Origin of the sequence: Sphaerisporangium flaviroseum, assembly GCF_039537005.1 — a bacterium.
Classification (GTDB): Bacteria; Actinomycetota; Actinomycetes; order Streptosporangiales; family Streptosporangiaceae; genus Sphaerisporangium; species Sphaerisporangium flaviroseum.
Genome location: NZ_BAAAZR010000012.1, coordinates 1 through 21,092 on the forward strand (window position 1 = coordinate 1; position 21,092 = coordinate 21,092).

General features: G+C 68.8%; 19 protein-coding genes. 7 read left to right on the forward strand and 12 right to left on the reverse strand.

Annotated features, from left to right (window positions below; all coding sequences use genetic code 11):
- The coding region (locus ABD810_RS22340; protein WP_344943596.1) for a helix-turn-helix domain-containing protein at nucleotides 1-418 on the reverse strand (418 nt) is incomplete at its 3' end.
- Between the two features lie 315 nt (nucleotides 419-733).
- Here ABD810_RS22340 and istA point away from each other — a divergent pair.
- From istA to ABD810_RS22355, 3 genes are all read left to right on the forward strand, one after another.
- Nucleotides 734-1,957: an IS21 family transposase gene (gene istA, locus ABD810_RS22345; protein WP_344943601.1), complete on the forward strand. Its 1,224-nt coding sequence runs from the start codon at nucleotides 734-736 to the stop codon at nucleotides 1,955-1,957.
- Nucleotides 1,954-2,766 (forward strand): IS21-like element helper ATPase IstB, encoded by an 813-nt coding sequence (istB, locus tag ABD810_RS22350; protein WP_344943605.1) that lies wholly within the window; start codon nucleotides 1,954-1,956, stop codon nucleotides 2,764-2,766. Before istA ends, istB begins: the two co-directional genes overlap by 4 nt.
- 427 nt (nucleotides 2,767-3,193) lie before the next feature.
- Nucleotides 3,194-4,822, forward strand: a complete 1,629-nt coding sequence (locus ABD810_RS22355) for a cellulose binding domain-containing protein (RefSeq protein ID WP_344943608.1) — start codon at nucleotides 3,194-3,196, stop codon at nucleotides 4,820-4,822.
- Nucleotides 4,823-5,259: 437 nt separating this feature from the next.
- Here ABD810_RS22355 and ABD810_RS22360 read toward each other — a convergent pair whose 3' ends face one another.
- From ABD810_RS22360 to ABD810_RS22370, 3 genes are all read right to left on the reverse strand, one after another.
- The gene (locus ABD810_RS22360) at nucleotides 5,260-5,700 is read right to left on the reverse strand and encodes a DUF4913 domain-containing protein (RefSeq protein WP_344943610.1); all 441 of its coding nucleotides are present in this window, start codon (nucleotides 5,698-5,700) and stop codon (nucleotides 5,260-5,262) included.
- Nucleotides 5,701-6,970: 1,270 nt separating this feature from the next.
- A complete protein-coding gene (locus ABD810_RS22365; RefSeq protein ID WP_344943613.1) occupies nucleotides 6,971-8,068 on the reverse strand; it encodes a MerR family transcriptional regulator in 1,098 nt (365 codons plus the stop codon).
- A gap of 93 nt (nucleotides 8,069-8,161) precedes the next feature.
- Complete coding sequence (locus ABD810_RS22370) at nucleotides 8,162-9,139, reverse strand: PLP-dependent cysteine synthase family protein (RefSeq protein ID WP_344943616.1); 978 nt, start codon at nucleotides 9,137-9,139, stop codon at nucleotides 8,162-8,164.
- A gap of 242 nt (nucleotides 9,140-9,381) precedes the next feature.
- Between ABD810_RS22370 and ABD810_RS22375 the strand changes: the two genes are divergently transcribed.
- Nucleotides 9,382-10,119: a helix-turn-helix domain-containing protein gene (locus ABD810_RS22375; protein ID WP_344943619.1), complete on the forward strand. Its 738-nt coding sequence runs from the start codon at nucleotides 9,382-9,384 to the stop codon at nucleotides 10,117-10,119.
- Here the strand turns inward: ABD810_RS22375 and ABD810_RS22380 are convergent.
- From ABD810_RS22380 to ABD810_RS22405, 6 genes are all read right to left on the reverse strand, one after another.
- Complete coding sequence (locus ABD810_RS22380) at nucleotides 10,101-10,679, reverse strand: dihydrofolate reductase family protein (RefSeq protein WP_344943622.1); 579 nt, start codon at nucleotides 10,677-10,679, stop codon at nucleotides 10,101-10,103. The two genes, ABD810_RS22375 and ABD810_RS22380, sit on opposite strands and share 19 nt — an antisense overlap.
- Nucleotides 10,680-10,850: 171 nt before the next feature.
- Nucleotides 10,851-11,366: a serine hydrolase domain-containing protein gene (locus tag ABD810_RS22385; RefSeq protein WP_344943624.1), complete on the reverse strand. Its 516-nt coding sequence runs from the start codon at nucleotides 11,364-11,366 to the stop codon at nucleotides 10,851-10,853.
- Nucleotides 11,367-11,591: 225 nt separating this feature from the next.
- Nucleotides 11,592-12,329 (reverse strand): hypothetical protein, encoded by a 738-nt coding sequence (locus ABD810_RS22390; RefSeq protein ID WP_344943627.1) that lies wholly within the window; start codon nucleotides 12,327-12,329, stop codon nucleotides 11,592-11,594.
- 64 nt (nucleotides 12,330-12,393) lie between these two features.
- Nucleotides 12,394-13,722, reverse strand: coding sequence for a sensor histidine kinase (locus ABD810_RS22395; protein WP_344943631.1), 1,329 nt, complete (start codon nucleotides 13,720-13,722; stop codon nucleotides 12,394-12,396).
- Nucleotides 13,719-14,390, reverse strand: coding sequence for a response regulator transcription factor (locus ABD810_RS22400; protein WP_344943634.1), 672 nt, complete (start codon nucleotides 14,388-14,390; stop codon nucleotides 13,719-13,721). Before ABD810_RS22400 ends, ABD810_RS22395 begins: the two co-directional genes overlap by 4 nt.
- A 60-nt stretch (nucleotides 14,391-14,450) precedes the next feature.
- On the reverse strand, nucleotides 14,451-14,975 hold the full coding sequence (locus tag ABD810_RS22405; protein WP_344943637.1) for a hypothetical protein: 525 nt from the start codon (nucleotides 14,973-14,975) through the stop codon (nucleotides 14,451-14,453).
- A 609-nt stretch (nucleotides 14,976-15,584) separates the two neighbouring features.
- On the opposite strand from ABD810_RS22405, the gene rox reads away from it, so the two are divergent.
- Nucleotides 15,585-17,012 (forward strand): rifampin monooxygenase, encoded by a 1,428-nt coding sequence (gene rox / locus ABD810_RS22410; RefSeq protein ID WP_344943640.1) that lies wholly within the window; start codon nucleotides 15,585-15,587, stop codon nucleotides 17,010-17,012.
- Between the two features lie 250 nt (nucleotides 17,013-17,262).
- Here the strand turns inward: rox and ABD810_RS22415 are convergent, their stop codons facing one another.
- Both ABD810_RS22415 and ABD810_RS22420 read right to left on the reverse strand, forming a co-directional pair.
- Nucleotides 17,263-17,925, reverse strand: a complete 663-nt coding sequence (locus tag ABD810_RS22415; protein WP_344943643.1) for a response regulator — start codon at nucleotides 17,923-17,925, stop codon at nucleotides 17,263-17,265.
- The gene (locus tag ABD810_RS22420; RefSeq protein WP_344943646.1) at nucleotides 17,922-19,037 is read right to left on the reverse strand and encodes a sensor histidine kinase; all 1,116 of its coding nucleotides are present in this window, start codon (nucleotides 19,035-19,037) and stop codon (nucleotides 17,922-17,924) included. The genes ABD810_RS22415 and ABD810_RS22420 overlap by 4 nt, the downstream gene beginning before the upstream one ends.
- Before the next feature lie 219 nt (nucleotides 19,038-19,256).
- Between ABD810_RS22420 and ABD810_RS22425 the strand changes: the two genes are divergently transcribed.
- Both ABD810_RS22425 and ABD810_RS22430 read left to right on the forward strand, forming a co-directional pair.
- Complete coding sequence (locus tag ABD810_RS22425) at nucleotides 19,257-19,691, forward strand: DUF6223 family protein (RefSeq protein WP_344943649.1); 435 nt, start codon at nucleotides 19,257-19,259, stop codon at nucleotides 19,689-19,691.
- A 137-nt stretch (nucleotides 19,692-19,828) separates the two neighbouring features.
- Nucleotides 19,829-21,034: an erythromycin esterase family protein gene (locus ABD810_RS22430; RefSeq protein ID WP_344943652.1), complete on the forward strand. Its 1,206-nt coding sequence runs from the start codon at nucleotides 19,829-19,831 to the stop codon at nucleotides 21,032-21,034.
- Nucleotides 21,035-21,092 lie beyond the last annotated feature (58 nt).

Genomic DNA, 21,092 nt, shown 5'->3' on the forward strand with positions numbered 1-21,092 from the left:
ACATCGCGACCAGCACCGCGATGGTCTCATCCAGATCACTCACCGATCGTGCGCAGTCGACCAGACCCACTGCGACCTGATACTGGATCGCCGGCATATCGGTGAGTTCGTATTCAGACAGCAACTGCAGGAACCCGGTCCGGCCCTTGGCCACCTGCCCCTGGGTCAAAGCCGTTTGCGCGTTGCGGAGCAGTTCGTCGATCTGCTCCGGGGTCGCCCCATGCAGCAGGTACGACGCCGAGCAGTCCAGTTTCTGCGCGAGCAGCTCCACCACCGCGGCAGGAGGTGTCCGCCGCCCTGACTCGATCAACGACACGTAGCTCTCGGACAACTCAGGTTGGGCGAGCTTCAGCTGTGACAGGCCCAGTTTCCGGCGGGCGGTCTTGATACGTGAACCGACCAGGCCTTCAGCAGCCACTCATGGCCCCCTCGACAGATGTTGGCGAGGCTGATCGAGCCCACCTGTGTGCCTAGGTCTGCCAGTACCGGATCCGCGCTGATGACCTGGCGCGCGCCCCGTTCGCCGTCACCGACCATGTTAAGGCGATTGTCAGGCCAGCCTCCCATTCGTAGATCACTTTATCTCGCCAAGCCCGAGGAGGCCTTTGGTTCCGGGTCGAGGTCAGTGCTGCGTGGTGCACCCTCGCTGTGTGCACTCCATTGTGTTGACGTCGCTCCAACGTTGACCCCGTGGCGTCGGGCCAATCTGGACCCCCTTCAGTAACTCTGGAGGGTGATCAAGGTGGAGGACTGGGCGGAGATCCGCCGGTTGCATCGGACCGAGCAGATGCCGATCAAGGCGATCGCTCGGCATATGGGCATCTCGAAGAACACGGTCAAACGGGCGCTGGCAGCCGATACGCCGCCGAGGTACCAGCGGCCGAGCAAGGGATCGATCGTGGATGCGGTGGAGCCGCAGATCCGGGCGTTGCTGAAGGAGTTCCCGGGCATGCCGGCGACGGTGATCGCCGAGCGGATCGGGTGGACGCGTTCGATCACGGTGCTCAAGGACCGGGTTCGTGTCCTGCGGCGGCAGTACAAGCCGGTCGATCCGGTGTCGCGGACGACGTATCAGGCCGGTGAGCTGGCTCAGTGTGATCTGTGGTTCCCGCCGGCGCGGGTGCCGCTGGGAGCAGGTCATGTCGCCAGCCCGCCGGTGCTGGTCATGGTCAGCGGCTACTCGCGGTGGATGATGGCCCGGATGCTGCCCTCAAGGACGGCAGGGGATCTGTTCGCCGGGCACTGGGCGCTGTTGTCGCAGCTTGGCGCCGTTCCCAAGATGCTGGTGTGGGACAACGAATCAGCGATCGGCCAGTGGAAGGCCGGACGGCCGCAACTCACCGGTGAGGCGAACGCTTTCCGCGGGACACTCGGAGTGGGCATTCTGCAATGTCGGCCGGGTGATCCCGAGGCCAAAGGGTTGGTCGAGCGGGCCAACGGCTATCTGGAGATCTCGTTTCTGCCCGGCCGCAGTTTCACCTCGCCGCAGGACTTCAACGCCCAGCTGTCCGGTTGGCTGATCCTGGCCAACGCGCGCCATCACCGGCGGATCGCCTGCCGTCCCGTCGACCGGTTGCAGGCCGATCTGGCCGCGATGGTGGCCTTGCCGCCGGTCGCCCCGATCTTGGGGTGGCGGATGGCGACCCGGCTGGCCCGTGACCACTATGTCCGCATCGCCTCCTGCGATTACTCGGTTCATCCATCGGTGATCGGCCGGTTGGTGGAGGTGGTCGCCGATCTGGAGCAGGTGAGGGTGACCTGCGCCGGGCAGCAGGTGGCCTGCCATCAGCGGTGCTGGGCACCGCATCAGACCATCACCGATCCACTCCACCGCCACGCCGCCGCCGGGATGCGCCGCACCTTCAGCCAGGTGGCCACAGGGTCGTCCGACACCGAGGTCGAGCAACGTCGGCTGAGCGATTACGACACCCTGCTCGGTATCGAAGGCGTCGCATGATGGCCACCACCAGCAAGACAACCGCCACCGGCGGCCGCAACCTCGGCTCCGAGCTGGCCTACCTGACCCGAGTACTCAAAGCACCCTCCCTGGCAGCCGCCATCGACCGGCTGGCCGAACGCGCCCGGACCGAATCCTGGAGCCATGAGGAGTTTCTGGCCGCCTGCCTGCAACGCGAGGTCGCCGCCCGCGAATCCCACGGCGGCGAGGCACGCATCCGCTTCGCACGCTTCCCCGCCCGCAAAGCCTTGGAGGACTTCGACTTCGACCACCAACGCTCCCTCAAACGTGAGGTCATCGCCCATCTGGGCACCCTGGATTTCGTCGCCGCCCGCGAGAACGTGGTGTTCCTGGGCCCGCCCGGCACCGGCAAGACCCATCTGTCCATCGGCCTGGGCATCCGCGCCTGCCAGGCCGGACACCGCGTCGCCTTCGCCACCGCCGCCGGGTGGGTCGCCCGTCTGGCCGACGCCCACCACGCCGGCACGCTGCAAACCGAGCTCACCAAGCTCTCCCGAGTCCCGGTCCTGGTGGTGGACGAAGTGGGCTACATCCCCTTCGAACCCGAAGCTGCCAACCTGTTCTTCCAGCTGGTCTCCAGCCGCTACGAGCGGGCAAGCCTGATCGTCACCAGCAACAAACCCTTCGGCCGCTGGGGAGAGGTCTTCGGCGACGATGTCGTCGCCGCAGCCATGATCGACCGACTGGTCCACCACGCCGAAGTCATCAGCATGAAAGGAGACAGCTACCGACTCAAAAACCGTGATCTGGGCCGCGTCCCAGCGGCCGATCCCGGCAACGACCAGTAACAATCAACAAGAAGAAAGGGGTCCACTTTCACCCGCCGGTAGGGGGTCACGGTTGGGGCGACGCCGACACATTGCGAGGAGGCCTCATGCGAGAACTCGGGACGCATTGGCGTCTCGGTGGCCGGGCAGAGAACACCTGACTCCATCGCGCGCCGATGTCTAGCCGGTACGCAAATCCGTTCGTGGCCTTCCAGGGTGCGGTCGCGGATGTATTCGCGTTCCATTCCGGGCGCCGGGGCCTTTCAGTCGGCCGCCTGCGTTGCCGTGAGCCGTTGAAAGTTGCAGGGGCGACCAGGCGCTTTGAGGCCCGGCCTGGGTGGAGTCTCGACATGCGGGGGCGTACGCGTCTACCGTCCGCGCACCGCATTGATCGGTGTGGTGGAGCTGACAGGCCACCGCCCTCATGCCTGTCTGTCAGGGAGTCACCATGCAACGGCGACTTGTCTATGCCCTCCTTGTGGCGCTCACTACGTTGGCCGGGCTCGTGGTGACCACGCCCGCACTATCCGCGGCGGCCCCCGTGAGGATCATGCCGCTCGGCGACTCCATCACAGGTGGACCCGGGTGCTGGCGGGCCCTGCTCTGGGACCGTTTGCAGCGTACGGGCTTCACCGACATCGACTTCGTCGGAACCATTCCGGGTGGCGGGTGCTCGGTGGCGCACGACGGTGACAACGAGGGGCACGGAGGGTTTCAGGCCACCGGCATCGCGAACCAGGACCAACTTCCGTCGTGGCTCTCCAGCACCCGGCCGGACATCGTGCTCATGCACCTGGGCACCAACGATATCTGGAACAGCACTCCGACCGCGACCATCCTCGCCGCGTACAGCAAACTGGTCGACCAGATGCGTGCCGGCAAGCCCAACATGAAGATCGTCGTCGCGAAGATCATTCCGATGACCCCGAGTGGGTGCGCATGGTGCCCGCCGGGCGTGGCAGCGCTCAACGACGCCATCCCCGGCTGGGCCGCGGGTAAGACGACCGCTCAGTCGCCGATCACGGTGGTCGACCAGTTCACCGGCTTCGACCCGGTGGCCGACACGAACGGAGACGGGGTCCACCCGGACGATTCGGGCTTCCAGAAGATGTCCGACCGCTGGTACCCGGCCTTGACCCGCCTCCTCGAGGGCACCACCCCACCCACCGACACCACCCCGCCGACGGTCCCGACCGGACTGAGGGTCGGGGTCAGCTGCACCCTGACGGTGACGCTGACCTGGACCGCCTCCACCGACAACGTCGGGGTCACCGGCTACGACGTCTACCGCGCGCCTTACGGCGGCGCGTTCACCTTGGTCGGTACGACCACGACCACCACGTTCACCGAACCCATGAGCCGGGTGTCCCAGTACGAGGTCCGGGCACGTGACGCCGCCGGCAACACCTCGGCCTTCACCGCGCCGGTCACTGCCATGCCGCCGCCGTGCCCGACCAGCCCGCCGCCGCCGGACGCGCAGCCACCCACCACGCCGGGTACGCCGACCGCGAGCATCGCCTGTGGCTCTGTCACGCTGAGCTGGACCGCGTCGACGGACAACGCCGGTGTCACCGGGTACGAGGTCTGGCGTGCGCCTGGCGCCACCGGTGGCACGTTCGTCTCCGTCGGCAGCTCGACGACCACGTCGTTCACGCAGTCCGGGGTGGGGATCTTCCGTTACCAGATCCGGGCGCGTGACGCGGCCGGAAACACATCCCCCTTCACCTCTCCCGTCACCGTCACCACCCCGGCCTGCCCGAGCGCTGGCCCGTGTACGGCTGTGTACAGCCAGACCGGCAGCTGGTCGGGCGCATTCCAGGGTCAGGTGACCGTGACCAACACCGGCACCACCGCGACCACCGGATGGACGGTGACGCTCACCTTCCCCGCCGGTCAGCGGATCACGCAGATCTGGGGTGGCCGCACCGGCAGCACCGCCAGCCCGTACACGATCACGAACGAGAGCTACAACGGAGCGCTGGCCTCCAACGTGTCCACCACGTTCGGTTTCCTGGCGACATCGAGCGGCGCCGACAACTCGCCCACGGCCACCTGCATCCGAACGCCGTCAAGCTAGCCAGTTCTCCGCGCCTCCCTTGATGCGGATCTCCGGCTGATGCGGATCTCGGGCGAATCGAGGCCGACGTCTGCCCCGTGGGCCGCCATGGCGGGTGGTGGGGCAAGGGCCAGCGTCGGCTGCGCCGCCATCTAGGCTGGTCTAGCTAGGCCCAGCACCACAAGGACATGCCGGGAAACCCTTGCCAACGTCTCATTTCTTAACGGTGATCGATCCCCGCGCGCGGCACATGCGGCTCGACCATAGCGAGGATCGATCGTGACCCCATGGTGACCGCCTCTGTTGCCATTACCCACCGCACACCCACTCCCGTGTACTCAAGGATGCGCTGCCGAATGGTCCGCGGCATCTTGTCTGGCGCGGACGCCCCCCTTGCGGTTCGCCCCCCGGGTCTGGTGGCTGTGACTCTCACCAATACAGGCCCCCGCAGGTCAGCTTCAGTGCTCTGGGTAGGGATCGGTGGGGGCGGCTACTTCGGTGCGATGGCCGCCGTGCCGGGAGTCGGTGCTGCAGCCGGAGAAAGGGCCGTCGGGGGCTCGCAGCACCGCCAGGGTGGGATCCAAGTGATCGCGATGCCAGTCCGCCGGAGAAAGGAGCACCCAGTTCAGCCCGTATACGACGGGGCGAGACCGGGTGTTCAGCAGAACGAGCCTCAGGTCCTTAGTGACAGTTGCCCAGATCGTTCCACTGCCCGTCCAGCACTGCCCAGCAGGCTCCCTGAGCCTGCTCGTTCCGTACTCCGCGTCCACACAGGAGCACCCTGCTCGTTGAGGGTCTCGATGAGTTCCTGGGGAGTGGTGAACGCATTCCCGTTCCAGGGCGTAGTCGTCATGTGCCAGCTTCACGCCTTGTGACACCTTGACCGCTGAACCAGACATCCGCTGTCTCCTTGATGATCAGTCGGGATCTGCACATGACGGTAAGGGCGCGACCCATCGTTTGGAATAGGCGAAATGCACGGTAGCCAGCGCGCTATTGGGCCGTTAGCCCATCCGGTTGAAATTTCAACCCAGCGGAAGCCTTGTGGGGCCCATGGACCCCATCGTTAACCGCTAAACCGCAGTGACCTGCGGCGATGCTCCGAGGGCATACCTCGGCCACCGTGCGATGTCGAGGCGCTTCAGCGCCAACGCAGGCACAACTGTGCACCCAGCGCCAGACCGCGCATCCGACCGCCGCTGGCTGGGTGCGATCAGCATTCTAAATGGCTCCTGTGCGTGCATTATGTCCGTTCCATTACCGACGCAGATCGGTCAGCATTCTCCCTACACAAAATCTGTCTCTGCAATCCCATATATCGGCTCAGATACCACGGGTGACGGTGAATGAAGCGCCCCCGCTTACAAAGGACGACGACATGACGATCCTCATCTGTTTGCTGCACCCCGGTCGCACGTGGAAATCTTCGGCCTGGCGCCTTTCCCCGCACTCATGGTCGGGGACCATCACCGCGTCCTCCCACAACGTGGGTGCCGGGCAGGACGGTCAGTTACCACCCCGCAAAGGATGGCCGAGATGACCGGCTGGGTGGAGGTTCCCGACATACGAACCCCACGACAGCCGCCACAACAACCAGGGCCATTGGTCATCAACGGGCAACCGATGCACGGGATATACCGCCGGCCGACCTCCCAGGGAGGCGCCCAGGGCCTGGCGGCCTACAACGGGCACCAGATCTGGACCTGGCCGGAGCTTCATATTCCCCACGCCGCGTGCCCGCCGCGGTCACGTCCAGCGGCATCCCGTACACACTGCGGGTTGCATACGACTCCTATGACCACTCCCCCGCCGCGCGGCCACGGCGTGGAGCGATCTCACCTCACAGCCCGCATTCACTCGCGCGCTCGGACGCGCCGATGCGCGCCTCGTGGACCACCGCCGCGGCGGTAAGGGCGAGCGGGGCCTGCGCGCCGGCTGGGCGGAGGGTGGCGGCGATGCCGGGGGCGGAGCCACGGGTGAGTTCAGTTGGACGTCCTGCGGCGCATCCCGCTCGGACTGCGGCGCATCCCGCTCGGACAGAACAACGCCGGCACCCAAGGGCAGGTCCACGGGAACGCCACGTCTGAGCGCTCATTACGAATAAGGGCTGCTGAACGTGACGCACGCTCATGGCGGAGAGCCACCATGACGCTGACGCTGCGACGCGGTTCAAGCTACGAGGAGGCGGAGGCCGAGATCTGCCGTGTCGAGGTTGGCGAGGTCGCTGTTGCGCTCGGCCCACCGGCCGGAGTCGAGGTCGTCGCTGAGGCTTCGCACCGCCCGCTGCTCGGCCTCCGGCCCGACCCTCGTCCACACCGACATCGCACGGCGCACGTGATCCTCCAGATACGCCGCCGGTCGGCGCCAGTACGCCTCGAACAGGCCATCAGCGCAGTTCCATGGGATGGGCACCGGCTCAGCGCGGGCGCCGATCGCGCCGACCATCCCGGCAAGCGAGGGAAATCCTGCAAGAACAGCGGCGAACTCGGGCAGGTAGTCGCGGGTAAGCCAGAACCGGTCCTGCCATCCGGGCTCGTCGGTGTCGAACGTGAGCACCACCACGCGGTGGGCCACGCGCCGCATCTCGCGCAGCCCCGCTATCGGGTCCCCCCAGTGGTGAACGGTGGAGACGGCCATCGCGACGTCGAAGGACTGGTCCCCGAACGGCAGGCTCTCCGCGGCGGCGGCCACGCACGGCGCCGCGTCGGCAGGCCGCTGCCCCCGCATGACCGCCGATGGCTCCACCGCGGTCACGTCGCGATCAGCAGGCTCGTAGGAGCCGGTGCCGGCCCCGACGTTCAGCACCGTCTGCGCGTCCCCGAGCGCGTCCCAGATCTGCGCGGCGATCCGCGGCTCGGTACGCCGTGTCGCGGTGTAAGCGCTGCCGATCGCGTCGTACAGCCGTGCACCGAGCATCTCCAGTTGCTCCTCCGGCGTCACCTTCAGTCCCTTCGCCCGTGCCTTGAGTTCCCTGTCGATGGCCGCCACCATGGCGTCAGCGCGATCACGCCGCTCCAGCAGCAGGCCGCGCAGTCGGCGCAGGTGCGCGACCGTGTCGGTGGACGGGTCGCCGACCAGTTCCGCAACCTCCCGCAGCCCGAAGCCCAACCGCCGATAGGCCAGCACCTCCCGCAGCCGCTCCACGTCGCCCGCCGAATAGGCCCGGTACCCGGCCGCGGTCCGCGCCGACGGCCGAACGAGCCTGATCTCGTCATAGTGATGCAGCGTGCGGACGCTCACGCCGGCCAGTTCGGCCACGTGTCCCACGGTCCAGTGATCCTCCACGGCCCCGACTATGCAGCCTGACGCCACGTGAGGGTCAAGAGCCTCACTCCCCGGCCACCACAAGCCGCACGCCGGCTACAAGCTGGTGCGCTGCCTCAGAGTGCCCGTGTACTGTCCGACGACCAGCCCTTTCCCTGCGGCCCACCCGTCATCGTGACAGGTCGCCAGATGCCGATCGGCCGCGTCGCCGATCAGCGACACCACCGTGCCGATCTCGCCCCTGGCCCGCATGCGCTCGACCAACTCCAGCGCCGCCCACAAAGCGGTGCCCGACGAGGCCCCAACCGGCAGCCCGGTGACGTCGCGGATGTGCCGGGCCGCCGCCACACTGGCCGCGTCGGGCACGGGGACGACCAGGTCCACGAGGTCGGGCCGGAAGCCGGGCTCGACGCGCGGCCGTCCGATGCCCTCGATCCGCGAGGGCATCCCAGTGCCGTAGTCGGGCACGTCGAGGGTCCATCCCGGGAAATAGGCCGAGTTCTCGGGATCCGCTACCGCGATCCGGCAGCTCTCACCGCGGGAGCGGATCCACTGGCCGAGAGTGGCCGAGGTCGTTCCAGTGCTCGCGCCCGTCACCACCCAGTCCGGCCGTACCTGCCCGAACAGCTCCTCCGCCAGGTCGTGCGGCGCGGCCCGCCCGAACTGGTCCAGGAAGTGCCCGTCGATCTCCCGTGCGGCGTCGTAGATCGCCAGCGGCGGCGTCACGAACCGGCACTCCCCGCCCAGTTCCTCCACCGGCCGCGCCCGCGCCTGGCTGCGCTCGCCCGGCATGACCACGATGTACGGCAGCCCGAGCCGCCGCGCGAACCAGGCCTGTGCCACGGCTGCGTTGCCGCCGGTCGCCTCCACCACGGCCACCCCCTCGGTGACCGACCCGTCGAGCACGGCCCGGCGGAACAGTGCCCTGGCGTGCCGGTGCCGCAGGCTCCCCGTCGGCTGCGCGGACTCGTCCTTCAGCAGCAGCCTGATCCCAGGCGCCGACACCGGGAAGCCGATCAGCGGCGTGGGCTCACCCACCGCCAGCACTTCGAGCGCTCGTGTGTCCCAATCCACCGTCCCACCATGTCAGGCGCGGCCCGAAAGCCCACGCCCGTTCGCCACGATCGACCAGCGGTATTGCGTGGCCGGCGTGTCTCACACCCGGATCAGCCCAGGTAGAAGTCTCTGCGAGCAGCACACCGGACGCTCCAGTGCCCGTGAAACTCCTCTGTCATCTCGACCATGCGCGGCCGGGCCACCAACGTGGTGAACAGCGGATTCTCCAGGAAGACCGTCGGCCGGAATCGATTGGGTGGGTGACGAACCGTGCCTATCCTTCTCCCGTGGCACTGCGGTTCGAGACTCGCGCGTCCGACTCGCCCTGGGTCGACACCGTGTGGACCTGTACGAGCGAGCGGGTCGCGGAGATGACCTCGGTGGCGGCGGTGTGCTGGGGTCTGGTGTTCTGGGAGCTCGAGGGCACGGCGTACGCGAACATCTCTGGCCCTGAGACCAGGACCGGCACCGCGCCGGTGCCGGAGGGCGCGACCTTCGTCGGCATCGAGTTCGCGGTGGGCACCTGCCTCCGGGCCGTGCCCACGCCGGCCCTGGTCGACCGTGGCCTCGAACTCCCCGACGCCACGCACAGGACCTTCCGGCTGGACGGTCTCCGTTGGGAGACGCCCGGCCCCGACGACGCTGAGGCCCTGGTCGACCGCCTTGTGCGCGCCGGAGCCGTGGTCCGTGACCCGCTCGTCGCCGAGGTACGCCGAGGGCACCGTCCAGTGGTCTCGGGACGTACCGTCGAACGCCGGTTCCGCGCGGCGACCGGGCTCACCCAGGGCGCCGTACGGCAGATCGAACGCGCCCGCACGGCCTCGGCGCTGCTGGCCGCCGGTACCCCGGTCGCCGATACCGTCTCCAAGCTCGAGTACTTCGACGAGCCGCACCTGGCCCGTGCGCTGCGCCGGTACGTCGGGCGTACGGCGCGACAACTCCGCGAGGGCACCGGCGGTGCGATCGCCCTGGACCTGGATCAGCGGACGACGTCGTAGATCAACTTGACGATACCGTTCGGGTAGGCCGCGGACTCCCGAAGACTCAGTGCCTGCTTGTCCTTGTCGGCGCTGCTGAACAGGCTCTTCCCGGCTCCGAGCAGCACCGGGAAGACGAGCAGGTTGTACCGGTCGATCAGGCCCGCGTCCGACAGGCGTCGAGCGAGCTCCGCACTCCCATGGATGAAGATCGCGCCACCCTCGCTCTTCTTGAGCTCGACGATGTCCTCGGTCGAGCGCAGGATCGTCGTCGGACCCCAACCCTCGACGAGGGCGTCGTCGGGCAGCGTGGTCGAGACCACGTACTTGGGCAGTTCCTTGTAGGCGGCGTGGTCCTCCGAGTCGGGCCAGACCGGTGCGAACACCTCGTAACTGCGGCGGCCGAACATCAGCGCCGTCGTATCCTCGAGCTCCTCGCCCTTGAGTGAGAACGCCTCGGGCAGGAACTCGATGTCCTTGACCACCCAGCCACCGCTGCGGTGGTCTTCGCCCGGCCCACCACCAGGGGACTCCACAACGCCGTCGAGCGAAACGAACGCGGTATAGACCAGATCACGCATGTGCTGTTCTCCTCATTGCCGGGCGACGAGGCCGCCAGGTAGATCGACAAGCGGATGGTGGCGCCCCTCCGACGCACTGCGGCGGAGTGCCCACGCCCATGCTAGGAAGCGCAACTACGGCCGTCTTGTACGGAAACGACGGCCCGAGAAGCCAGGTCCCGTGGCCGATGGCTACGTAATGGGAGGATGCATGAACGCGCCCGAGGGAGCCTGGACCGGCCTGACCTGTTCCTTTTGCGGGCCGGGGTCACACAGGTCAACCACCTGATCACCGGGCCGGGCGATCCGCTTCAGCACCCGACGGCCGGCGAGTTCCGGCAGCCACGGCTCTACCAGGTCGTCCAGCCGCAGCCTGCACTCGTCGAGCAGGACCATCGCCGCCGCGATCGCAACCGGCTTGGACGTCGAGGCCATCCGGAAGATCGTGTCCCGGCGCATCGGCGCGCCACCGTCATGGCGCATCGTCCCGATCGCTTCGACGTGCGTCTCACCGCCACGGCCGACCAGGGCGACAAGCCCGGGAATCTTCCCGGAATCGACATGCCGTGCCAGCGCCTCACGCAATATGCGCAGCCCGCTTCGGAGAAGCCGCTGTTGCCGGTTCCCATCATGAATCTCCTTCATACAGTGTTGGATCTTGGTGAGACCCGTTCCGGTGTGACGCTCATGGGCTTCTACGAGCGACACGCAAGGGTTCAGGTGGCCCGGTTCGCGGTCCCGAGACCGCGATCGCCGAACCGTTCATGGCATCCACCCTCGCCGACCGCGCTGATACCGGGCGGTCACCGTCCTGACGCCGCCGCTGACACGACACCGGCACCGTAGGCGGCGGTCCGGAGGGTGAGCTTGTCCTGATCGGTGACACGGATTCATGTGGGTTACCGCCGGCCCGCACCAGGCGCGGGCCGCGGATCAGCAGAAGCGCTCGATCGTGACGGGGATCAGCCCTTCGTAGCGCATGATCGTCATCAGCTCTCGCAGCAGAGCGCCGACGGTGTCGCCCGGCGGATCACCCAGATAGGCGGTCAGGTCGACGCACGAGGCCATCCCGCCGCCGATCTGGCAAAGCTCCCAGGTGAACGCGTCGCCGGCCACCCGCAGATGGCCTGTGCCCAGCACGCGGGCCTGTGGACCGGCGAGCGTCATCCCCAAGACCTGGTGGAGGTACGCCAGTCGGTCCTTGCGCAGGTGGCCGGCGAACAGGATCCGGTACACGCGCTTCTCGTGGAACCCCTCGGGAACCTCCGGCGGAGTAAGCAGCAGCGGAGGCGAGCCGGGCAAGGACGCGTGCTCCAGGAAGTAGGTGCGCAATGTCGTCTCGTCAGGCAGCGCACCCTCCCCCAGCCGACGGTAGGCCGTCTCCGCGTCGCCCCTGCGGACCGGGACGATCCGGGCACGGAGCCTCGGATCCGAACGGATCGCGCGGCTGAAGGCCGCCGAACTCCGCCAGCCGCCGTCCGCCGCGGTCCATACGGTGGTGGCCAGGCCGGTCGCCGTGTGATCATCCGCGAGCATGAACTGCTCGACGACGATTCCGTCCGGCTGCGCCGATGGCGCGCCGTCCCGCGTCTCAGGAAAGATCAAGTAGTAGTCCAGCGCTGACCGTGCCGTGCCTGCCGCGACGTCGGGCCGGCGCATTTCAGAGGGCAAGCGTGGTGTCCTTTTCGGTGCCATGCGGACAAGTTCGTACAAGCCTTGATAGTGGCATGCTCGCTCAGATGGCCGCGGGCAAGGACAGGTGCAGGCGGACACCCCGCTGGAGCGGTTCGGCACGTACGTTGCCCGCGTGCGCCTCGGCGATCTGCCGCACGATGGCCAGGCCGAGACCCGATCCGGGCAGCGCGCGGGCCTCGCGCGCGCGGTAGAAGCGGTCGAAGACGAAGGGGAGGTCGTCCGGTGCGATGCCGGGCCCTTGGTCGCTCACCGAAAGAACGCCCGGCGGTGCCACCCGTACCAGCACCTCGCCGCCCGCCGGGCTCCATTTGACCGCGTTGTCGATGAGGTTGGTGGCGGCGCGTTCGACGGCGTCGGCGTCGGCGCGTACGAGGCACTGCGCGAGCTCGGCGCGCAGGCACACCTGCGGCGCACGGGCTCGCGTCCTGGCGACGGCACGTTCGGCGACCAGATCGAGGCGGACGTCTTCGATGTGCATCTGGGTGTCGCCGTACCTGGCCAGCTCGACCAGGTCGTTGACCAGAACGCGCAGCTCCGCGGCTTGGACGCGGGCCTCGTGGACGAGCGCGGGGGCCTGCGGGTCGGCGGTGCCGCGGCCCTCCTGCAGCAACTCGAGATTGGTGATGAGGCTGGTGAGCGGAGTACGCAGCTCGTGGGAGCCATCGGCGACCAGGCGCCGCTGGGCGAGCATCGACTCGTGAAGTGCCCTTGTCATCGTGGTGAAGGAGCGCGCCAGACGGCCCACCTCGTCGCGTCCGCCGCTGTCCAGGCCCTCGGCGGTGAGCATACCGGTGGCGGTGATCTTCTCGGCCGCGTCGGTCAGCCGGCCGATGGGACGCAGCACCCGCCGGGCCGCCAGACGCGCGCCCGCCCCGGCGATCAGCGCGCCGCCGACGGTCAGCGCCGCCAGCAGGAGCCGCAGCCGTGTGAGCGTCGCCGCGTCCTGGTCCAGCGCAACGGCGGTGCGCACCAACCCAAGATCGCCCAGGAACAGCGGCGCGGTGTAGACGCGGTATCGGACCCCGTTGTAGCTCGTCTCCTGGAAATAGGCGGCGCCTTCGCCCCGCGCCAACTCGACGTCCCGGCTGGTGACCGGCACGAATCCCTGAGCCTCGCCGGCACTGACCTGAGCGGGGAAGATTTGCAGCAGCGTGTTGCCCATGTTGATCGGCGCCGTGGGAATGTGCACGTCGGTGGACTTGAACGTTGTGAGCAGGCGGGGCGTCTGTCCGGCGGCCGCCACCAGCTCCCCGTCGCGCCGGCCGGCCAGCCCCGCCGCCATGGCCGGGTACAGCACCAGGGAGGCGGCCAGCAGCGCTGCCGCCACGACGGCGGCCACGGTCACGGCGACCCGGGTACGCAACGTCACGACTCCTCCCGCAACACGTACCCGAGCCCCCGGACGGTCTGGATCAGCCGCGGCTCGCCCGCGGCCTCCAGCTTGGCCCGCAGGTAGCTGATGTAGACCCAGAGCGCGTTGGAGGATGGGCCGAAATCGTAACCCCAGACGGCGTCGAAGATCACGTTACGGCTCAGCACCCGGTTCGGGTTGCGCAGGAACACCTTCAGCAGCGTGTATTCGGTCCTCGTCAGATCGAGCAGCCGTCCCCCGCGGTGGGCCACGCAGGCGGCGGCGTCCAGTTCGAGATCGGCGAAACGCAGGATCTCCTGCGCCGCGCCGCTGCGCCTGAGCAGCGCGCGCAGGCGAGCCCGCAGCTCTTCCAGCGCGAACGGCTTGACCAGGTAGTCGTCAGCCCCGGCGTCCAAGCCCGCGACCCGGTCGGTGACCAGGTCGCGGGCCGTGAGCATCAGGATCGGGGTACGGTCTCCGCCCGCCCGCAGACGGCGGCACACCGCCAGCCCGTCGAGCCCGGGCATCATGATGTCCAGCACCACCGCGTCCTGCCTGCCTCCGCCTGCCGCCTCCAGCGCGTGCAGGCCATCGGCGGCGGTGCTCACGTGATAGCCCTCACGGGTGAGCGCACGCGTCAAAGAGCGGCGTACCGCCTCGTCGTCGTCGGCCACAAGGACGTGCATGATCCCACTCTCCCCGGTCGAGCTCACCGCCGCCTAGCCCCTCCTGACGGGTCAGGAGGCCTAGGACGTCCCGGCGCCCGGTGAGGTTGTATCCTCAGGCGGCTGGACGTCCTGCTTGTCCTGGTCCTTGGGCTGCTTGTCCTGGTCCTTGCGCTGCTTCTCCTGATCCTTGCGCTGCTCGTCCGGGTCCAGGGACTGCTTGACCCGGCTCAGGGCCTCCCTCAGCTGTTCGGGGGTGATGCCCAGACGTTCGGCCACCGCGCGGAAGCTCGGCGACTCCGGCCGCAGCCCGCCTCGCCCGTCGGCGTGTGCGAACAGCTCCTGCAGGGCCGAGGTCGCCTGGTCGACGCTGATGCCCAACTCGGCGGCCAGAGCCCTGGCAAGCTTCTCGATGCCGATCGACTCGTCCTTGGCGTTGCCCTCAGCCTTCTTGTCGGCAGGGTCAGCGGCCCGGCTCCCCTCTGTACCCGGGTCGCACTGGGCAGCAGGGGGATGCTGACCGGCCGAGGCCGCCACGGCCCCCGATCCGCTCAGCCCTAACACCGCGATCACCGCGGCGACCACGACAGCCTTTCGTCGATCCATGACCTCCTCCTTCCGCGCCGGCGCCTTGTCCGGCGATCCCTGTCAGCCAACCGGGGCCACCTTCACCACGCCGTCGGCGAACCTTAGAAACGCCCTAGAACGGATGACGGCCCGTGAGGTCACCGGGGACGAGAAGGCCGAGTGGCTCGCCCAGACCCGACATCACCACGACCCCGCCGACAACACTGAGCCCCCGCTAAACCCGAGCACGCCGGGGCTCGGCGAGGTGGCCCCACGCTGATACGACAGCGATGGAGACGACCGGCAACACCCGGCTCGCGGGCGCTGGCGACGGTCACAGGGGGCGGCAAAAAAGAAAGACAAGGAGGTCACACACTCCTTGCCACTTTCAACATATAGCGCACCCGGGGGCTTGCGGCAAGACCCGGGTCGTGCTGCAGAATCGTCGGCCGAGGCCAGAACCTGCGGAAATAAGGGATCCGCGCAGTACGTGTTCTGTGATCGACGTATGGGTCACCGCGGGATGTCGAACCGCCGATGGGACTCGCGGTGCGGTTATGGGCACTCGGCGCGGAGGTACGGGTGTGCGCGCCGCCGGACTGCGCGGAGCAACTGGCCGAAATGCATCTCTGTTCAATGGGGGATTTCATGATCGACGTGATCGTCGCCGGTGGCGGGCCGACCGGCTTGATGCTGGCCGGCGAGTTGCGGCTGCACGGTGTGCACGTGCTCGTACTGGAGAAGGAGGTGGAGCCGCCCAAGTATGTCCGCGCGCTCGGCCTGCACGTGCGCAGCATCGAGGTGATGGACCAGCGCGGTCTGCTGGAGCGGTTCCTCGCGCACGGCGGGCGACACCCGCTCGGCAGTCACTTCGCCGGCATCGACAAGCCCTTGCCCGACCGGCTGGACACCGCGCATGCCTACATCCTCGGTCTCCCGCAGACGATCACCGAGCGCCTGCTGGCCGAGCACGCCACCGAGGTCGGCGCCGAGATCCGGCGCGGCTGCGAGCTGGCCGGGCTGAGCCAGGACGAGGACGGGGTGACCGCCGAGCTGGCCGACGGCACGCGGTTGCGCTCGCGCTACCTCGTCGGTTGCGACGGCGGCCGCAGCACGGTGCGCAAGCTGCTCGGCGTCGGCTTCCCCGGTGAGCCCAGCACGGTCGAGACACTGCTGGGCGAGATGGAGGTCACCGAGGATCCGGCGACGGTTGCCGCCATCGTCGCGGAGATACGCAAGACCCAGCTACGGTTCGGTCTCGGGCCGCTGGGGAACGGGGCGTACCGCGTCGTCGTGCCCGCCGAGGGGGTGGCCGAGGACCGTGGCGTCCCGCCGACCCTGGAGGAGTTCAAACAGCAGCTGCGGGTGACCGCCGGCACCGACTTCGGCGTGCACTCGCCACGCTGGCTCTCCCGCTTCGGCGACGCCACCCGGCAGGCCGAGCGCTACCGCGTCGGCCGGGTGCTGCTGGCCGGCGACGCGGCGCACACCCACCCGCCGACCGGCGGTCAAGGGCTCAACCTCGGTATCCAGGACGCGTTCAACCTGGGTTGGAAACTGGCCGCAGAAATCGGCGGCTGGGCACCGGAGGGGCTGCTGGACAGCTACCACACCGAACGGCACCCGGTGGCCGCCGACGTGCTGGACAACACCCGCGCGCAGATGGAGCTGATGTCCCTGGAGCCGGGTCCCCGGGCCGTGCGCCGGCTGGTGTCGCAACTGATGGACTTCGAGGAGGTGACCCGGTACCTGATCGAAAAGATCACTGCGATCGGGGTGCGCTACGACTTCGGCGGGGGGCACGAACTGCTCGGCCGGCGGCTGCGGGACGTGGAGCTGAAGCGGGGGCGCCTCTACGAGCTGATGCGGGGCGGCCACGGGCTGCTGCTCGACCAGACAGGCGAGCTCTCGGTGGCGGGGTGGGCGGATCGGGTCGACCACGTCGTCGACGTCAGCGAGGAACTGGACGTGCCCGCCGTACTGTTGCGGCCGGACGGCTACGTGGCGTGGGTCGGCGACGATCACCAGGATCTGCTCGGCCGGCTGCCCAAGTGGTTCGGCGCTGCCGCCGGCTGACCGCGCACTTGTGGTTCGTCCCTGCCGCCGGCCACTGGACAGGTCGTCGCGTTCGACTCCGACCTGGTGCGTCCGGCCCTGGAGAACGCGAAGCGCTTTGCGCGGCAGGGCCGGGAGGCGGGCATGGTGGGGCCGGAATGCGCCGTCGCCGACGATGCCGATGACCGGACACGTCAGCTGGCGGTCTTCGGCCGCAGTGCCGTAAGCGGCTGACAGCGGCGCCGGCGAGCTTTCGCCCGGACCGTGGATGTCAGGAGGTGCGTGGGGCCACCAGGCCGGATTCGTAGGCGATGACCACGAGCTGGGCACGGTCACGGGCATGGAGCTTGGCCATGGCCCGGTTGACATGGGTCTTCGCGGTCAGTGAGCTGATCACCATGCAGTCGGCGATCTGGTCGTTGGACAGGCCCTGCGCGACCAGGGCGACGGCCTCGCGTTCGCGGTTGGTCAGCTCTTTCAGCCCCGCGCCGGCGCCGATGTGGAGCGGCTGGGTGATGAACCGGTCGATCAGCTTGCGGGTGATCGACGGTGCGAGCAGGGCGTCACCGCGCGCGGCGACGCGCACGGCGTGGAGGAAGTCCTCCGGCACGACGTCTTTGACGAGGAACCCCGCTGCGCCGGCGCGCAGCGCGTTGAAGACGTATTCGTCCAGGCCGTAGTTGGTCAGGATGACGACGTGCACCCCGGCCAGGGCCGGGTCCGCGGCGATGCGCCGGGTCGCCTCGATGCCGTCGACGACCGGCATCTGGATGTCGATGAGCGCGACGTCGGGCAGGTGCTCCTTGGCCAGAGCCAGACCCTCCTTCCCGTCGGCGGCCTCGGCCACCACCTCGATGTCGTCTTCGAGGTCGAGGAGCGCGCGGAATCCGCTGCGCAGGAGCGGCTGGTCGTCGACCAGCAGGACACGGATCATGACGTTCGGTTGACGGGAAGTTCGGCTTGGACGGTGAAGCCGCCCTCGCCACGCGGTGCCGCCCGCAGCCGACCGCCGAGGGCGGTGACCCGTTCCCGCATGCCGAGCAGCCCGACACCGGGCACCGGGGCGGTGTCCGGTGTGGCCTTGCCGTCGTCATCGATGCGTATCGCGAGGCCGTCGGGACGGTAGTCGATCCGGACCGACGCCGTCGCGGCGGCGGAGTGGCGGGCGATGTTGGTCAGCGACTCCTGCACGATCCGGTACACGGTCCGGTCCACCGCGTCCGGCACGTCAGGTCGTTGTCCCTCGATCGTCAGCGTCGCGTCCAGGCCGGTCGTCCGAGCCCGTTCCACCAGTTCCGCGACGTTGTCGAGGCCACGCGGCGGGGTCGTGTCGTCGTCGCGCAGCGCCTCCAGGGTCGCGCGCAGTTCCCGGGCCGCCTCACGACCGGCCTCCCGGATCGCCAGCAGGGCCTCCGGCACCTGTTCACCCCGCTTGCGGGCCACGTGGACGGCGACTTCGGCCTGCACCTTGATGATCGAGATCTGGTGGGTGAGCGAATCGTGCAGCTCCCGCGCGATGTGCAGTCGCTCCTCGTCCGCGCGGCGCCGCGCGGTCTCCTCCCGAGTGCGCTCGGCTTCGTCCGCTCGCCGCTCGGCCTGCCGCAGCGCTTCACCGGCGGCGCCGGCCGCGATCAGCCAGGCCAGCTCGAGGGCGCCCCGGGCCTGCGCGAACGCCTCGCCCGTGTCGTGCAGGCCCGAGGCCAGGGCCGCGAGGGGGAGAACGGCCAGCATGGCCACGCTCGCCACCACCGTGATGGTGCGGTGTCCCGCCCGCACGGCCGCGTACACCGCGAACAGGTACGCGACGGCAGGCACGTCGAAACCGGCCGCCTGGTAGCCCACCGCGCACAGTCCGGTGAGGGCCAGGACGGGAACCGGAGCCCGGCGGCGCGCGGCCAGCCCCAGGCCGCCGGCAACCAGCGACACGTAGCCGAGCAGGTCGAGGTACGTGCCGGAGTGCTGCCCGGACAGCCCGGTGACCAGCAGCGTCGCCGCCACGCCGACGGCGATCGCCCAGTCTGTGATACCGGACCGTCCTGTGCTCATGCGCGCACCCTAGCCGGGTAGTCGAACGGGCAACTCCTGCACACGGATGGTAAGCCGCCTACCGCCCACGCAGTACCTTCACGGCTCCTGCGGTATCCGCGGGTACCGGGGTGCGCCATCGGCGGCAGCACGAAGTGCCTGCCTCCGCAGGACGACCGGCGGTGGGTCCAGCGGACATCATCAGGCGACGTCCAGTCGTCAGACGAAAAGGAGCACGCCATGTCCGTCCGTCACCTGCTTGCCGCCGCGGCCGCCCTGGTCGGAGGTCTCGTACTTGCCACACAGGCGGCCGCGCAGGTCTTGGGCCAGCCGGACCCCGTCAGTTCGTACACCTTGACCGCCGGGCGCTTCTGGTCCTTGGTCGCCGCACTGCTGGGGTTGATCGGCGTGGTCCTCGGCGGACTGGCCCTGGCCCGCTCCGCCGGTCGTATCGGCAGGGGCACCGGGAGAAGGGGGGCCATCGTGGGCCTGGTCGCGGGGCTGGCCGGGGCGGTCATCGGCGGGCTGGTCGTGGCCGCCGCCGAGGGTGGTCCCGGCACCGGCTACGGAATAGTCGGGGGCTACATAGCCCTGGTGATCGGGCTGACCGCCATGGCCCTCGGCGGCCTGGCCCTGACCCGCTCCCGCCGCACCGTTGACCGCCGCACCGTCTGACCGCCGCACCGTCTGACGTCGACCGTCTGGTCGCAGCGCTTACTCTCCTGAACCACCCATTTGAGGGTTTCGCCGCATATGGCAGCTGATATCGCTGGCAAGTCTCAATTCGGTACTTCAACGATACTGTTGAAGGCATGGATTCTGGCATCAAGGACACCGTCCATGCCGTCGAGGCCGCCGCCGTCATGAGGCTGCTTCCCGCCGCCCGGCCGCGGGTGCTCGCCCTGGGCGAGCCCACCCACGGCGAGGACACTCTGCTCGACCTACGGAATGAGCTCTTTCAGCAGCTTGTCGAGCAGGAGGGCTACCGGTCGATCGCGATCGAGAGCGACTGCCTGATGGGCCTGGCCGTGGACGACCACGTCACCTCGGGCACGGCCACCCTGGATGAGGTCATGGAGCGCGGCTTCAGCCATGGGTTCGGCGCGTCCGCGGCCAACCGCGAGCTCGTGCGCTGGATGCGCGCGTACAACGACGGCCGGCCCGCGTCCGAACGGCTGCGCTTCGCCGGTTTCGACGGACCGCTGGAGATCACCGGCGCCGCGAGCCCCCGGCAGGCCCTCACCGCACTCCACGGCTACCTCGCGGCCTGGGTGGACGCGGACCTGCTCCCCTGCACCGTGGCAACGCTCGACCGCCTGCTCGGCGCCGACGACCGGTGGACAAATCCCGACACGATGATGGACCCGTCCCAGTCCGTGGGGCGGTCGGCCGAGGCCAGGGAGCTGCGGTTGCTCGCCGACGAACTGGTGGCGCTGCTCGACGCGCAGACGCCGCACCTGATCGCGGCGACCTCGCACGACGACTGGGACCGGGCCCGCCTGTACGGGCGCACCGCCACCGGCCTGCTGCGCTACCACTTCTGCATGGCCGACACCTCACCCAGCCGCATGACGGGGCTGCTGGGCGTGCGGGATTCGATGATGGCCGCCAACCTGCTCGCCATCGCCGAGCGGGGCCCGGCGCTGGTGTACGCCCACAACGCGCACCTTCAGCGGGACAAGAGCAGGATGCGGATGGGCGGCCTGCCGGTGGAGTGGTGGAGCGCCGGGGCGATCGTCAGCGCCCACCTGGGCGAGGGGTACGCCTTCCTGGCCATGGCCCTCGGCACGATCCGCCACCACGGTGTGCACACCCCACCCCCGGACACCATCGAAGGGCTCCTGTACGCACTACCGGAGGACAGCTACGTCGTCGACACCCGCCGGCTGGCCGCCGCCCTCGGCGACACACGGCCCGCCCCCCGCGTGTCCCCCTGGTTCGGTTACTCCGCGCTGGACCCGGCCCACCTGGCCGGGATCGACGGGCTGGTGTTCGTCAAGGACTCCCCGCGGAGCTAGGTCCCCTCACCACACGCGGTGCGGTGGGAGCGGAGGTGGACCTCAGCGTTCTGTTCAC

Excerpts from the sequence above, each read along its gene's own strand:
- istB (WP_344943605.1), top strand. The coding sequence starts at position 1,954 with ATGATGGCCACCACCAGCAAGACAACCGCCACCGGCGGCCGCAACCTC.
- ABD810_RS22355 (WP_344943608.1), top strand. The coding sequence starts at position 3,194 with ATGCAACGGCGACTTGTCTATGCCCTCCTTGTGGCGCTCACTACGTTG.
- ABD810_RS22360 (WP_344943610.1), bottom strand. The coding sequence starts at position 5,700 with ATGTCTGGTTCAGCGGTCAAGGTGTCACAAGGCGTGAAGCTGGCACAT.
- ABD810_RS22380 (WP_344943622.1), bottom strand. The coding sequence starts at position 10,679 with ATGCGTGATCTGGTCTATACCGCGTTCGTTTCGCTCGACGGCGTTGTG.
- ABD810_RS22400 (WP_344943634.1), bottom strand. The coding sequence starts at position 14,390 with ATGCACGTCCTTGTGGCCGACGACGACGAGGCGGTACGCCGCTCTTTG.
- ABD810_RS22405 (WP_344943637.1), bottom strand. The coding sequence starts at position 14,975 with ATGGATCGACGAAAGGCTGTCGTGGTCGCCGCGGTGATCGCGGTGTTA.
- rox (WP_344943640.1), top strand. The coding sequence starts at position 15,585 with ATGATCGACGTGATCGTCGCCGGTGGCGGGCCGACCGGCTTGATGCTG.
- ABD810_RS22415 (WP_344943643.1), bottom strand. The coding sequence starts at position 17,925 with ATGATCCGTGTCCTGCTGGTCGACGACCAGCCGCTCCTGCGCAGCGGA.
- ABD810_RS22420 (WP_344943646.1), bottom strand. The coding sequence starts at position 19,037 with ATGAGCACAGGACGGTCCGGTATCACAGACTGGGCGATCGCCGTCGGC.
- ABD810_RS22425 (WP_344943649.1), top strand. The coding sequence starts at position 19,257 with ATGTCCGTCCGTCACCTGCTTGCCGCCGCGGCCGCCCTGGTCGGAGGT.
- ABD810_RS22430 (WP_344943652.1), top strand. The coding sequence starts at position 19,829 with ATGGATTCTGGCATCAAGGACACCGTCCATGCCGTCGAGGCCGCCGCC.